Source organism: Neisseria perflava (genome assembly GCF_002863305.2).
GTDB classification, from domain to species: Bacteria; Pseudomonadota; Gammaproteobacteria; order Burkholderiales; family Neisseriaceae; genus Neisseria; species Neisseria perflava_A.
This window is the reverse complement of the sequence record NZ_CP136962.1, coordinates 2,297,956-2,311,936: the sequence shown is the minus strand read 5'-3', so window position 1 is coordinate 2,311,936 and position 13,981 is coordinate 2,297,956. Positions and strand designations below refer to the sequence as shown.

At 50.8% G+C, this 13,981-nt stretch carries 13 protein-coding genes; all 13 read left to right on the top strand.

Annotated features, from left to right (window positions below; translation table 11 throughout):
- The first annotated feature begins 52 nt into the window (after window positions 1-52).
- The 13 genes from CYJ98_RS10915 to CYJ98_RS10855 all read left to right on the top strand — a co-directional run bounded on the left by CYJ98_RS10915 (window position 53) and on the right by CYJ98_RS10855 (window position 13,965).
- The gene (locus CYJ98_RS10915) at window positions 53-895 is read left to right on the top strand and encodes a class II glutamine amidotransferase (RefSeq protein ID WP_049333539.1); all 843 of its coding nucleotides are present in this window, start codon (window positions 53-55) and stop codon (window positions 893-895) included.
- Between the two features lie 198 nt (window positions 896-1,093).
- Window positions 1,094-1,546, top strand: a complete 453-nt coding sequence (gene nrdR, locus CYJ98_RS10910) for a transcriptional regulator NrdR (RefSeq protein ID WP_070607152.1) — start codon at window positions 1,094-1,096, stop codon at window positions 1,544-1,546.
- Window positions 1,547-1,560: 14 nt separating this feature from the next.
- Complete coding sequence (gene ribD, locus CYJ98_RS10905) at window positions 1,561-2,664, top strand: bifunctional diaminohydroxyphosphoribosylaminopyrimidine deaminase/5-amino-6-(5-phosphoribosylamino)uracil reductase RibD (RefSeq protein ID WP_101756146.1); 1,104 nt, start codon at window positions 1,561-1,563, stop codon at window positions 2,662-2,664.
- Window positions 2,665-3,238: 574 nt separating this feature from the next.
- The gene (locus CYJ98_RS10900) at window positions 3,239-4,546 is read left to right on the top strand and encodes a nucleotide sugar dehydrogenase (protein WP_004520865.1); all 1,308 of its coding nucleotides are present in this window, start codon (window positions 3,239-3,241) and stop codon (window positions 4,544-4,546) included.
- A 168-nt stretch (window positions 4,547-4,714) separates the two neighbouring features.
- A complete protein-coding gene (locus CYJ98_RS10895) occupies window positions 4,715-6,142 on the top strand; it encodes an oligosaccharide flippase family protein (RefSeq protein WP_101756147.1) in 1,428 nt (475 codons plus the stop codon).
- Between the two features lie 42 nt (window positions 6,143-6,184).
- Window positions 6,185-7,495: an O-antigen ligase family protein gene (locus CYJ98_RS10890; RefSeq protein WP_101756148.1), complete on the top strand. Its 1,311-nt coding sequence runs from the start codon at window positions 6,185-6,187 to the stop codon at window positions 7,493-7,495.
- Entirely contained in the window at window positions 7,492-8,562 is a 1,071-nt protein-coding gene (locus tag CYJ98_RS10885) for a glycosyltransferase family 4 protein (protein WP_101756149.1), read from the top strand. Before CYJ98_RS10890 ends, CYJ98_RS10885 begins: the two co-directional genes overlap by 4 nt.
- A gap of 13 nt (window positions 8,563-8,575) precedes the next feature.
- Entirely contained in the window at window positions 8,576-9,748 is a 1,173-nt protein-coding gene (locus CYJ98_RS10880) for a glycosyltransferase (RefSeq protein ID WP_101756150.1), read from the top strand.
- Window positions 9,741-10,358 carry a sugar transferase gene (locus CYJ98_RS10875; RefSeq protein WP_049333552.1) on the top strand — a complete coding sequence of 206 codons (618 nt, stop codon included), beginning with the start codon at window positions 9,741-9,743 and terminating at the stop codon, window positions 10,356-10,358. Before CYJ98_RS10880 ends, CYJ98_RS10875 begins: the two co-directional genes overlap by 8 nt.
- The gene (locus tag CYJ98_RS10870) at window positions 10,345-11,319 is read left to right on the top strand and encodes an ATP-grasp domain-containing protein (RefSeq protein ID WP_101756151.1); all 975 of its coding nucleotides are present in this window, start codon (window positions 10,345-10,347) and stop codon (window positions 11,317-11,319) included. The genes CYJ98_RS10875 and CYJ98_RS10870 overlap by 14 nt, the downstream gene beginning before the upstream one ends.
- Entirely contained in the window at window positions 11,312-12,004 is a 693-nt protein-coding gene (locus CYJ98_RS10865; protein WP_101756152.1) for an HAD family hydrolase, read from the top strand. Before CYJ98_RS10870 ends, CYJ98_RS10865 begins: the two co-directional genes overlap by 8 nt.
- Window positions 12,005-12,017: 13 nt before the next feature.
- Window positions 12,018-12,797 (top strand): methionyl-tRNA formyltransferase, encoded by a 780-nt coding sequence (locus CYJ98_RS10860; protein ID WP_101756153.1) that lies wholly within the window; start codon window positions 12,018-12,020, stop codon window positions 12,795-12,797.
- Entirely contained in the window at window positions 12,790-13,965 is a 1,176-nt protein-coding gene (locus CYJ98_RS10855) for a DegT/DnrJ/EryC1/StrS family aminotransferase (protein ID WP_101756154.1), read from the top strand. The genes CYJ98_RS10860 and CYJ98_RS10855 overlap by 8 nt, the downstream gene beginning before the upstream one ends.
- Window positions 13,966-13,981 lie beyond the last annotated feature (16 nt).

The window sequence follows — 13,981 nt, the reverse complement described above, 5'->3', positions numbered from 1 at the left end:
CCCGATACACCATAATAACCCTATAAATACCCCAAAAATAAAGGTTAACGCCATGTGCCAACTGCTCGGCATGAATTGCAACACGCCCACAGACATCATGTTTTCTTTTGAAGGCTTCCGCCGTCGCGGCGGTATTACCGACCACCACGCCGACGGCTTCGGTATCGGCTTTTTCGAAGGCAAAGGCGTGCGCTTGTTTCACGACGACAAACCCAGCGCCAACTCGCCCGTTGCCGACTTGGTACGCGCCTACCAAATCAAATCTGAAAACGTTATCGCCCATATCCGCAAGGCCTCACAAGGCCAGACCTCATTGGCGAACACTCATCCCTTCATGCGCGAGATGTGGGGTGAATATTGGCTGTTTGCCCACAACGGCCATTTGATTGATTTTTACCCCGAGCAGGGCGAGTACTACCATGCCGTCGGCACAACCGATTCCGAACGCGCGTTCTGCTTTATTCTCAACCGCCTGCGCAGCCGCTTTGCCACCAAGCCCGAACCTGAAGTTTTGTTTGATGCCATTGCCGGCCTGACCCATGAAATCCGCCGCTACGGCTTGTTCAACTTCGTCATGTCCAACGGCGACTGCCTGTTTGCCCACGCCAGCACCTTGCTGCACTACATCGTACGCAAAGCCCCGTTTGGCAAAGCGCGTTTGCTGGACGATGATGTCATGGTCGATTTTTCAGAAGTGACCACCCCGAACGATAAAGTTTCCGTCATCGCCACCCTGCCCCTGACACGAGATGAAACCTGGTCGCAATTGGCAGTCAATGAATTAGTGATGTTTCAAGACGGCGACATTGTCCTCAGTGACCGCCCCGAAAATCCGGTTTATATGAGTGCAGAAGAAGGTTTGGAAATCGCCCGTGCCGTCGGCGTATCGGTTTAACGTTTGCTCGACTGAAAAACACAAGGCCGTCTGAAAGGCTCAACTTCGCTCAAGTTGCCCTTTCAGACGGCCTTTTTATACTTAATCCAGCGAAAAGCCTTTACTATACGAAAATAACGCAATCCGCTACAATAATAGTTCACAAACAATAAATTCAATTGCTTAGCGACCTTGCCGAGCGTATGACAAGGAAACCCGATGAAGTGCCCGTTTTGCCAACACCCCAACACACAAGTAACCGACTCGCGATGGCTGGAAGACACCAACAGCATCCGTCGCCGTCGCAAATGCTTGGAATGCGGACAACGCTTCAGCACTTTTGAAACCGTTGAAATGCGGATGCCGCAAGTCATCAAATCCAACGGCACACGGGTTCCCTTCAATGCGCACAAACTGCAGACCAGCCTTGAGCGCGCGCTGCACAAACGCCCAGTCACACAAGAACAAATCGATGAAACCGTTGCCCTTATCGAGCAGCGCCTCTACCGTTTGGGCAAAAAAGAGGTCGCTTCGCGCATCGTCGGCGAAATGGCGATGGAAGAGCTGGCAAAAATCGACCAAGTTGCTTATGTCCGCTTCGCGTCTGTCTATAAAAGCTTTAAAGACGTTTCCGAATTCACCCAAGTCATCGCCGAATGTAAAGCCAAATAAGGCCGTCTGAAACCATGTTTTCCGCACTTGATACCCAAATGATGCAAACCGCCCTCGAGCTGGCCAAGCTTGGGCGGTTTTCTACTTCCCCCAATCCCCGCGTCGGTTGCGTAATTGCACACGGTGCCCAAATCGTCGGACAAGGTTTCCACGTCAAAGCAGGCGAGCCGCACGCTGAAGTTCACGCATTGAGGCAGGCCCAAGCGGCGGCAAAAGGCGCAACAGCCTATGTCACGCTGGAACCTTGCAGCCATTACGGCCGCACGCCGCCATGCGCCGAAGCGCTGGTTCATTCCGGCGTAACGCGCGTAGTCGCCGCCATGACCGACCCTAACCCGTTGGTCGCAGGCAAAGGCTTATCCATGCTGGAAGCCGCCGGAATCCGTACAGAAAGCGGTTTGTTGGAAGCTCAGGCGCGCGAACTCAACCGCGGTTTCCTGTCGCGTATCGAACGCGGCAGACCGTTTGTCCGCCTCAAATGCGCTGCCAGTTTGGACGGCAAAACCGCCCTTTCAGACGGCCGCAGTTTTTGGATTACCGGCGAAGCGGCACGCGAAGACGTACAAATTCTCCGCGCCGAAAGTTGCGCCGTTTTGACCGGTATTGGTACCGTACTTGCCGACAACCCGAAGCTCAACGTCCGCAGCTTCCCCACTCTGCGCCAACCTGCGCGTATCGTCTTAGACAGCCGGCTGCAAATCCCTTTGGACTGCCACCTCGTGACCGATACCGAAAGCCCGACCGTTATCGTTACCCTTTCCTCAGACGAACAACGTTTGCAGGCGCTGGGTAAATTTGAACATATCCGCATCATCAGGCCGTCTGAACACATCAACGGCCGCATCAATCTTCTTTCACTCATGCCGCAACTGGCAGAGCTTGGCTTTGGCGAAGTTCTGGTAGAAGCCGGCTCAACACTTGCTTCAGCCTTCCTGAAGGATGACTTGGTGGATGAAATCGTCCTCTACCAAGCGCCAAAACTATTGGGCGCAGGCAAACCTCTTTTCTCCCTCCCTGAAAATCCGGCCGCCCTACTTTCAGACGGCCCTTGGCAAAGTCAATCAGTAGAAATCATCGGACAGGACATTAAATGGGTTCTCCGGAAAAAATCCATCTAATTGCCTCAACTTAATAATCAAACCACTTTTAATAGTATATATCTATCATTTACATAGCAATAAATGTAATTTTTTCGTCAATATATTATAATGACTTTAGCGTATTCCAATTTAAAACTTTGACTTAAGTTAACTATCCTCAAGCCGATTGTCGACAAATTTTCCTTTTTTTCATCACGAAATAATGGATTATTAAGATAAGTTAAGCCACGAAAATTTATTAAAAGTTTTTATTCTAGAAGGGTTTTAAACGGCATAAACGGTAGTTTCATTTCATGAATCATACATTTGACAAAACAATATCTAAAATCAAAACATGTGGTTGAATGTAATTTCTAAAAATTAAGCATTCAAAAATACCGTTTCCATACCATAGAGGCCGCCTGAACGACCGTTAAACTTTTTTGATTGAGACGAATCAGATAAGTGCTTATGATTTTGTCTAATGTAATTATAAGTATGGTTTTAAGGCTTCACACGATACGGCAGCCGGCTATGGCTATGCGGTTGCAGCAAACAACTCAGGCATCGGGCAAACACTCCCGATTTACTCATTCATTACACGAAAGACATCATGAAAAACATTACGATACAAAAATTTGCCGATAAGACCGCAAAAATCGGCATCGTTGGCTTAGGCTACGTCGGTTTACCACTGATGTTGCGCTATGTGGATATCGGTTACCAAGTTTTGGGTTTCGACATTGACACCAACAAAGTCGACAAGCTCAACAAAGGCGAAAGCTACATCGAGCATATCCCTTCCGACAAAATTGCCGCTGCTTCCAACAGCCTGTTTGAAGCAACGACAGACTTCTCCCGCATCGGCGAAGTAGAAGCCGTCATTTTGTGCGTACCGACTCCGCTGAACAAATACCGCGAGCCGGACATGAGCTTTGTGATCGACACTACCGATGCGGTAAAACCTTACCTGCGCGCCGGCCAAGTGCTGTCTTTGGAATCCACTACCTACCCCGGTACTACCGAAGAAGAATTGCTGCCGCGCATGGAAGAAGGCGGCTTGAAAGTCGGTCAAGACGTGTTCTTGGTTTACTCTCCTGAGCGTGAAGACCCGGGTAACCCTAACTTTGAAACCCGTACCATTCCAAAAGTCATCGGCGGCCATACCCCTGCTTGTTTGGAAGTCGGCCTGGCACTGTACCAACCCGCCATCGATAAAGTTGTTCCGGTAAGCTCCACCAAAGCGGCCGAGCTGACCAAACTTCTGGAAAACATCCACCGCGCCGTAAACATCGGTTTGGTGAACGAGATGAAAATTGTTGCCGACAAAATGGGCATCGACATTCACGAAGTCATCAATGCCGCCGCAACCAAACCGTTCGGCTTCGTTGCTTATTACCCAGGCCCTGGCTTGGGCGGCCACTGTATCCCTATCGACCCGTTCTACCTGACTTGGAAAGCCCGCGAATACGGCGTAAACACCCGCTTCATCGAGCTGGCAGGCGAAGTGAACTCCCACATGCCCGACTACGTTATCGAAAAAGTCGGCCTGGCTTTGAACGACCACAACCGTTCTATCAAAGACAGCAAAATCTTGGTATTGGGTATCGCCTACAAGAAAAATGTGGACGATATGCGTGAAAGCCCGTCTGTGGAAGTTATGGACCGCCTGCACAAACTGGGCGCAGTGGTTTCCTACTCTGACCCACACGTTCCAGAGTTCCCACATATCCCCGGCCACCACTACTTCGACCTGAAGAGCGAAGCGCTGACCCCTGAAACTGTCGCTCAATACGACTGCGTGGTTCTGACCACCGATCACGACAAATTCGACTATGACATGATCACCGAACATGCCAAGCTGATTGTCGATACTCGCGGCAAATTCCCAGTGAAAAATCCTAAAGTCATCAAAGCATAATCTTGCTTCAGACGCATCCGGCTGCCACCGGTTTCCCCGACCGGGACGGCGGCCGGTTTCCCAAGGCCATTTGTTTTTCAGACGGCCTTGGCAAACCGGCAACGGTAACAACGCATCTCTTACGAAAAACGCTCAGCTCGAACTTCTGGCCGTCTGAAAACAAATAATATGAACGCGAAAAAAATCCTCGGCTACGCATTGGGCCCGATAGGAAGCGCCGCTTTCGGCCTGCTTTCCCTGCCGCTCATCTCATGGTACTTCCCTGCGGAAGACATCGGCCGTATCGTACTCTTGCAGACCATTGCCGGACTGAGCATTCTGCTCTTGGGCTTGGGGCTGGACCAATCCTATATTCGCGACTATTACGCCGTTAAAGACAAGGCCGCGCTGTTCAAATCCGTTTTTTTATCGCCATTGATTCTGACGGTGGCGGTTGTGGTTTTAGTGTTGCTGATAAACGCATCATGGCCGTCTGAAATCATTTTCGACATCCCCAGTGCGAATTTGGGGATTCTCTTCCTGATTTTCTTGGCCACCACGCTGATTATCCGTTTTTTAGCCTTGATTTTGCGGATGAAAGAGCAGGCATTGGCTTTTTCCGTCAGTCAGCTTGCGCCGAAATTTTTGATTTTGGTGTTGGTTTTTGCCGTGATCGCTTCCGGCCTGCCCGCCAATACCACTTCGCTGGTTTTTGCCTACACCGCCGCCCAAGTGTTGACCGTTGCGCTGTTGATCTATCAACTGCGCCGAGACCTGCAAGCCGTTTCCCATGCGAAATGGTCGTCCGAGCTGCATCGGGACGGCCTGCGCTACGGCCTGCCGTTGGCATTCGGCAACTTGGCCTATTGGGGTTTGACTTCGATTGACCGTTTTGTCCTCAAGAATATCTCGGGCCTGGACGAGTTGGGTATTTATTCGATGGCGGTCAGCTTTGGCGCCGTCGCCTTGATTTTCCAAAGCGTGTTCTCCACCATTTGGGCGCCTTTGGTGTTCAAATGGGTAGAAGAAAAAACTAATCTGGACAAAATCGGCGACATCACGCTTTCCATGACTGTCCTCATCAGCGCAATGATTTGCCTCATCGGGATTTTCTCGCCGATGGCGACTTGGATACTGCCGGAAAAATACACACAGGTTCAATTTATCCTGCTCTCGTGTATGCTCTTTCCCCTGTTTTACACGCTGACCGAAGTCAGCGGCATCGGTTTGAACGTCGTCCGCTCGACTTGGCTGATTACCGTCATAAACATCGTTGCCTTTCTTGCCAATACCGCCCTGCTCTATCTGCTGGTGCCGAAATTCGGTGCAAAAGGTGCGGCTATGGCCAGCGCAACGGCTTTTTGGCTGTTTTTCATCTTTAAAACCGAATTCTCTTCACGCCTGTGGCAGCCTTTGCCGCGCCTGAAGATTTATACCAACTCAACGCTCTGCCTGATAATCTGCCTTGCCTACACTTGGCTGGGTACGCGTGACAACTACATTTGGTTTGCGCTGGCATGGGCAGTCGGACTGGGTTTCCTGTTCCTAAAATACAAACACGCATTATTTGCCGCGACCGAAAAAATCAAAGCCAAATTAAACCGTTCGGCAAAATAGCCAACCTGAGATTCACGTCTCTACGATAACAACAGAACGACTATGAAAATAAAACGTCTGAACTTATACACTTACATCCTATACATCATGCTCGCAGCCTATATGCTGGGGCCCGCGCTGTCCTTTAAGGTCGGCGTGCCGCGTATCGACAACCCGCTGACCCTGATATTTGTACTGCTTGGTTTTGTCGTATTTTTTCTGGAAAGCAAGCATATTCCGCGCAAGATTTTTGCCATGCTCTGCGCCCTGACCGCCATGTGCATCTGGCCTGCCATCCACATGGGCATTACATCGCTGACGCCGACGCAGTACATGGATATTTTATTTTTTATGGCGATTCCGGCTTTCTTCTACTTGTTTTACCAAGTATTGAAGCGCGCCGACGACCCTTTGGGAACGATTCAGAAGTTCCTCATCGTATTTACGCTGTTTATCGCCGTGCCGCCGTTTGTAGAGCTGGCCACCGGTATTCAGTTTGTGAGTGCCAGCGATGAGTTGGCTATTGACGAAGGCTCGCTCAAAGGCTTGTTCTTTAACCCGAACAACCTTGCCGCCACTGCAGTCTGCCTTGCGCCTGCCATTTTGTTTTTCTTCCAACTCCAAGGACGGAAGCACAAAGAAAAACTGCTGGGCTGGGGCTTGTTCCTGCTGTTGGGCATGGCCATTTTCGCCAGCGTATCGCGTACCGCCATCGGCTGTTACCTGTTGATTTTGCTGGTTTATACGGCCTATCGCAAAAACGGTTTTATTACGGTCGGTGTAGCAGGTTTGCTGGCATTAGTGTTGTCGATGATTCCATCACGCGCGATTGCAGAATTTTTGCTGTCGCTCAACGGCAACCAGTTTTTGGAACGTTTTTCCAGCCGCGTGTACCTCTTCCTGTACGACTTGGGCAGCGACAACTCCGTGTCCTACCGTCAGGAGATTTACAACTACTTCTGGAACAATCCACCCCTACTGCTGACCGGCTACGGTCCTAAAAACTTCCGCGAATATTTCGGCGGCCATTTGAGCGGCAGCTTAGGCTTTGAAAACCCGCACAGCTTCATCATCGAGCTGTATCTGGGTTTCGGCATGATTTCCTTACTCGGCTTTATTGCCTTTGTGGCGTGTTATTTCCTCTACACCGCCTCAAACCGCGCAGTAACCGGCAAATCGCGCGTTTTGGCTTGGGTTGCCTTGGGCATTTTCCTGTTGGCCGGTTTTATTCCGTCCACCATTTTGCGTATGCCGTTTATCTGGCTGCCCTGCCTGCTGATTTTTATTTACAGCGTATTTGTTGCGCCTAAGCTGAAAGATATGGCCGCTTACGCATACAACGAAACACTATACGATACGAAGAAACCATCATGAAAATCATCCTGACTACCTCCATGTCCGGCCTCGGTGGCACTGAAAACGCCACTTTCCGCCTCGGTCGCCTGCTCAAACAACGCGGACACGATATCGTATTGGCCTCTTCAGACGGCCCTTTGATTCAGGAAGCGCAAGCATTGGGCATCCGTTGGCAACCGATCGATTTTTACCGAGGCGGATTATTGGGTTACGTCAAAGGCATGTTTGCCTATATGAAACTGCTGAAAAAAGAGAAACCCGATGTGATTCACTGCCAAATGGCGCGTATCGTTCCGGCCTGCGCCATTGCGGCCAAGTTCGCTTCGCCGAAAACCAAAGTGTTCTACCACGCGCGCGGCCTTGATCCGGAAACTTATCCGAAAATCGCCAAGCTTTTCGACAAGCTGGGCGTGTACATCATCGGCAACTGCAAACACGAACGCGAAAAACTCATCCGTTACGGTTTCCCTGCCAACCGCATCACCTACACTTACAACGCCCTGCACAAAGCAGATTTCGTTCCTGAAAAAACGGTCAAAGACTATGTCCAACTGGGCACGCTTTCCCGTTTGGACACCGTCCGCGCCGTGCATCTGATGTTGGATATTTTGAAGAAAATGGTTGACCGCGGCATGCCTGTACGCCTCAACGTTGCAGGTATCGGCGAAGAAATGGACAACCTCAAAGCCCAAGCCAAACGTTTGGGCATTGAAGACAAAGTCACCTTCCTCGGCGGTGTCCGCGACTTGACCGGCTACTTCAAAGAAGTCGATATTTTGGTGAACACGCCGCATTGCGTGGGCGACCACGGCGCAGGTGTCGGCAACAATATTTTGGAAGCCGGCCTTTACGACACGCCTGTCGTGACCTACAACATGGCGGGCATTTCCGAAATGGTCATCACCGGCCAAACCGGCTACTGCATTCCTTTCGGCGATGACGAAGCGTTTATCGAAGCCGTCGATACACTCATCAAGCATCCTGAGTTGCGCAGTCAAATGGGCAAAGCCCTGCACAAACACGTTGAGACCTTATGCTCCGACGACGAAATCTACCGCACCACCATGGCTGCGTACGAAATGTAAGGCCGTCTGAAACATGAACATTACCATCGTCGCCCCTTATTGCTCGCTGCCGTCCGAGCCGCATTTCAACCGCTTCTGGTATCTTGCCGAGCTGTTGTCGCAGTCGCATGACGTGTTGCTGATTACCAGCAACTTCAAGCACTACGACAAATCTTTCAGACGGCCTGAAGATGCCGAGGCCGCCTCACAAGGCCGTCTGAAAGTCATGCTGTTGGAAGAAAGCGGATACAGCAAAAACGTGTCTTTGGGACGCGTGACCAGCCATCACCGCTTTGTCAAACATTTTGAAAAATGGTTGGAAAACTGCCGTCCGGGCGAACAAGACGTCGTCTTTTCCGCCTATCCGCTGATTGCCACCAACCTGCTGTTGGGCAAACACAAAACGCGTTTGGGCTACAAACTGATTGTCGATGTGCAGGATGTATGGCCGGAGTCTTTCTCCTCGGTCGTACCGTTTTTGAAAAAAGTACCGCACAACCTGCTGCCCTTTGCTTCACGCGCCAACCAAGTCTACCGCTACGCCGATGCGCTGGTTGCCGTATCGCAGACTTATCTCGACCGCGCCAAAGAAGCCAATCCGAACGTACCCGGCGAAGTCGTCTATATCGGCGCTGATTTTCCCAAACTCGATGCCGCGCCTGCTAAAGATTTTGGCGACGACAAAACCCGCTTTTTCTACTTGGGTACGCTCAGTTACAGCTATGACGTGGAAACCGTGTGCAAAGGCGTTCGCAAACTGTTGGATGCCGGCGAAAACGTCGAATTGCACATCATGGGCGGTGGCCCCGATTTGGAGAGGCTCAAACAATATGCCTGCGACGGCATCAAGTTCTACGGCTACATTCCTTACGCCGAAATGATGTCGGTCGCCAAAGGCTGCGACATTTCCGTCAACGCCATCCACTCTTACGCCATGCAGTCGATTACCAACAAACTGTCCGACTATATGGCTTTGCAAAAACCGATTCTGAACAGCCAGGTTAACGACGAAGTTGCCGAAGTCCTTACCCTGCTGCCGCATGCGAACTACCGTTCCGGCGATGTGGACGGTTTCGTTCAAGCAGCCAAAGATATTCTGAAGCGCAAAAACGATCCTGTTCAGTCCGAAGAAATCGTCCGCCGCTTCAAACGCGACGTTGCCTATCAAAAAATCGTCAACCTGATTGAAAGATTAGCTCATGAATAAATTTTTCAAACGCCTGTTTGACATTGTTGCCTCCGCTTCAGGGCTGATTATCCTGTCGCCTGTGTTTTTGATTTTGGTGTACCTCATCCGCAAAAACTTAGGTTCGCCTGTATTCTTCATCCAAGAGCGACCGGGCAAGGATGGCAAGCCGTTTAAAATGATTAAATTCCGCTCCATGCGCGATGCAATCGATAAAGACGGCAACCCGCTACCGGACAGCGAACGCCTGACCGATTTCGGCAAAAAATTACGTGCCACCAGTTTGGACGAACTTCCTGAATTATGGAATGTCTTAAAAGGCGAGATGAGTCTAGTTGGCCCTCGTCCGCTGCTGATGCACTACCTGCCGTTGTACAACGACTTCCAAAACCGCCGCCACGAAATGAAACCGGGCGTAACCGGTTGGGCGCAAGTCAATGGCCGCAACGCCATTTCATGGGACGAAAAGTTCGCCCACGATGTTTGGTACATCGACAACTTCAGCTTTTGGCTGGATATCAAAATTTTGTTCCTGACGGTTAAAAAAGTCTTCGTCAAAGAAGGCATCTCAGCCGAAGGAGAAGCCACCATGCCTTATTTCACGGGTAATAAAACTGATGAAAAAAAATAACATACTGATTCTGTCGGCAGGTCGCCGCGTCGAATTGGTGCAGGACTTCCAAACCGAAGCCGCACGTTTTTCAGACGGCATCGGCGTATTTGCCACTGACCTCAATCCCCACATGTCTTCAGCCTGCCATGTTGCCGACCGCGCTTTCAGCGTACCGCGCATCGACGCAGCCGAATACATCGACAGCATTTTCGAACTGGCCAAACAAAACAACATCGGCCTGATTGTGCCGACCATCGATACTGAACTGCTCAAGCTGGCCGAAGCACGTGACCGTTTTGAAGCCGAAGGAATACATATCGTCATTTCCGACGCCAAACTGATTACCCTGTGCCGCGACAAGCGCTTGACCGCAGGCCTGTTTGCACAATACGGCATCCGTTCGCCTGAAATTTACGAACGTGGCCGCCTGATTTTCCCATGTTTTGCCAAGCCTTATGACGGCAGCCGCGCCATCGGTGCGAAAAAAATCAACACACCGGCTGATTTGACTGTCGACATTACCGAAGACCCGAAAATGATGTTCGCCCAATACATCGATATCGAGAATACTTTCTCCGAGTTTACCGTCGATATGTATTACGACCGTCAAGGACGTCTGAAATGCGCCATTCCTCGCGAGCGTTTAGAAGTGCGCACCGGCGAAGTCAGCAAAGGCGCAACCCGACGCAATGCCCTGTATAAAGAGCTGGTTGAAAAAATGGCCGTATTGGAAGGCGCACGCGGCTGCATTACCGCGCAATTCTTCGTCAGCAAAACCGACAGTACGACCTACGGCGTGGAAATCAACCCGCGTTTCGGCGGCGGTTTCCCACTGACTTACGCAGCAGGCGGCAACTATCCGGGCTGGCTGATTCAAGAATACATCGGTGGCCAAGACGTCCCTTTCTCCGACGATTGGGAAAACAATTTAATCATGCTTCGTTACGATGCTAAGGTTTTGGTAAGAGAACATGATTAAGCCGGAAGAATCCGTCATCGTCTTCGATCTTGACGATACGCTTTACTCTGAGTACGACTACAAATGCTCCGGAATACAGGCAGTTGTAGGGACAATTACGTCGCTTTACCCGCAACACGATGCCGACGTACTAAATGAAATTGCAGACAATAAAAGTAAAGACTGGCTCGACAATTTGTGTCATCATTGCAAATTAAACGAACTAGAGAAACAATCACTTTTGTGGCAATATCGACTACATAGGCCTGTTATCCGACCTTATGTCGAACCGTCTTTTTTACGGAAGCTGATGCGCCCTTTTGCCGCATGCGCCCTGATTACAGACGGCCGCAGTCTGACACAGCGTTTGAAAATACAGGCCTTGGGTTTGACCGATTTGTTTGACGACATTTTGATTTCGGAAGCCATGCAATCGGAAAAACCCGACGATAAGCGTTTTGTCTTCCTGCAAAACAAATATCCGGCTGCAAAACGTTTCATCTACATCGGCGACAACATCAAAAAAGATTTTGTCGCACCCAACAAATTGGGTTGGCTCTCCATAGGCATCATGCCTAAGCCGCACAATATTCATCAAGCCGAGCCCGAGCAATACGGTCGTGAATACCAGCCCACCCTTTGGATAAACACCCTGGAAGAACTGACTACACTGACAACTTCCGCCACCGAAAAAGCAAATGCATAAGGGACATTTCTCCATGAAAATCTTATTTATGGGTCGCAAACAGGTTTCCGCCAACCTGCTTCGTTTTTTGACCAAACATGACCATATCGAAATCGTCGGTGTCTTGACCGACAGCCATCTGCAAGGCTCGCCGACCACGGCTGCCGCGCAGGAATTGGGCCTGCCCCTGTACACCTTCGATACGGCTTTGGAAGCAATGCGAGAAGGCCGTCTGAAATACGATTTGGGCTTGTCCGTCCTTTACTGGCGCAAGCTGCGTGATGAATTCCTGAGCATTCCGACTTTAGGCACAATCAACTTCCACCCTGCGCTGTTGCCCGAATACAAAGGCACAGGCGGCTACAACCTGGCCATCATGGACGAGCTGAACGAATGGGGCAATACCGCCCACTACGTCGATGCTTCCATCGATACCGGCGAAATCATCGAAGTGGACCGTTTCCCTATCGACGCCGAAACAGAAACCGCCCAATCGCTCGAACGCAAAACCATGCAGGCATTGGAAGATTTCGCACGACGCATCATCACCCGCGCCATCGAGTCGAAAACCAAATTGCCGACCACGCCAAACATCGGTGGCCGCTACGTCAGCCGTGGCGAAATGGAAGCCATGAAGCAAATCCGCGACGGCGACAATATCGAGAAGAAAATCCGCGCCTTCTGGTTCCCTCCTTACGACGGCGCATACGTCGAAATCAACGGTCAGAAATACACCCTGATCAACCGCCAACTGCTGGAAGAAATCGCCCCCAAAGGCTCAACCAGTCTTTTTGCAGGAAAAACAAATGCTTAATACATCACTCTCCCCATGGCCAAGCTTTACTCAAGAAGAAGCCGATGCCGTTTCCAAAGTCCTGCTGTCCAACAAAGTCAACTACTGGACAGGTACGGAATGTCGCGAATTTGAAAAAGAATTTGCTGCTTTTGTCAGCACGCAATACGCCGTCGCCCTTTCCAACGGTACGTTGGCTTTGGACGTAGCCCTCAAAGCAATGGGTATCGGCCAAGGCGATGATGTGATTGTCACTTCGCGCACTTTCTTGGCTTCCGCATCCTGCATCGTGACCGCCGGCGCAAATCCGGTTTTCGCCGATGTCGATTTGAACAGCCAAAACATCAGCGCCGAAACCATCAAAGTCGCTTTGACGCCAAACACAAAAGCCATCATCGTGGTTCACCTTGCTGGGATGCCTGCCGAAATGGACGACATCATGGCTTTGGCAAAAGAACATAACTTGTGGGTTATCGAAGACTGCGCCCAAGCCCACGGTGCGAAATACAAAGGCAAATCCGTCGGCTCTATCGGCCACGTCGGTGCTTGGTCGTTCTGCCAAGACAAAATCATGACCACCGGCGGCGAAGGCGGTATGGTAACCACCAACGACAAAGCGCTGTGGAGCAAAATGTGGTCGTACAAAGACCACGGCAAAAGCTACGATGCCGTGTACCACCGCGAACACGCACCCGGTTTCCGCTGGCTGCACGAAAGCTTCGGTACCAACTGGCGCATGTTGGAAATGCAGGCGGTCATCGGCCGCATCCAGCTCAAACGCATGCCCGAATGGACAGCACGCCGCCAAGCGCACGCCGCCAAACTGGCTGAAAGCTTGGGCAAATTTGCCAGCATCCGTTTGGTTAAAGTGGCCGACTACATCGAACACGCGCAATACAAGTTCTACGTTTTCGTCAAACCCGAACACCTGAAAGACGGCTGGACGCGCGACCGCATCGTCAGCGAATTGAACGCGCGCAAAGTCCCCTGCTATCAAGGCAGCTGCTCCGAAGTGTATTTGGAAAAAGCCTTCGACAACACGCCTTGGCGTCCGAAAGAGCGACTGAAAAACGCTGTCCAACTGGGCGACACCAGCCTGATGTTCTTGGTGCACCCAACCCTGACCGATGAAGAAATTGCGTTCTGCAAAGAAAACATCGAAGCCGTATTGGCTGAAGCCACGGCATAATCATTTTCAGACGGCC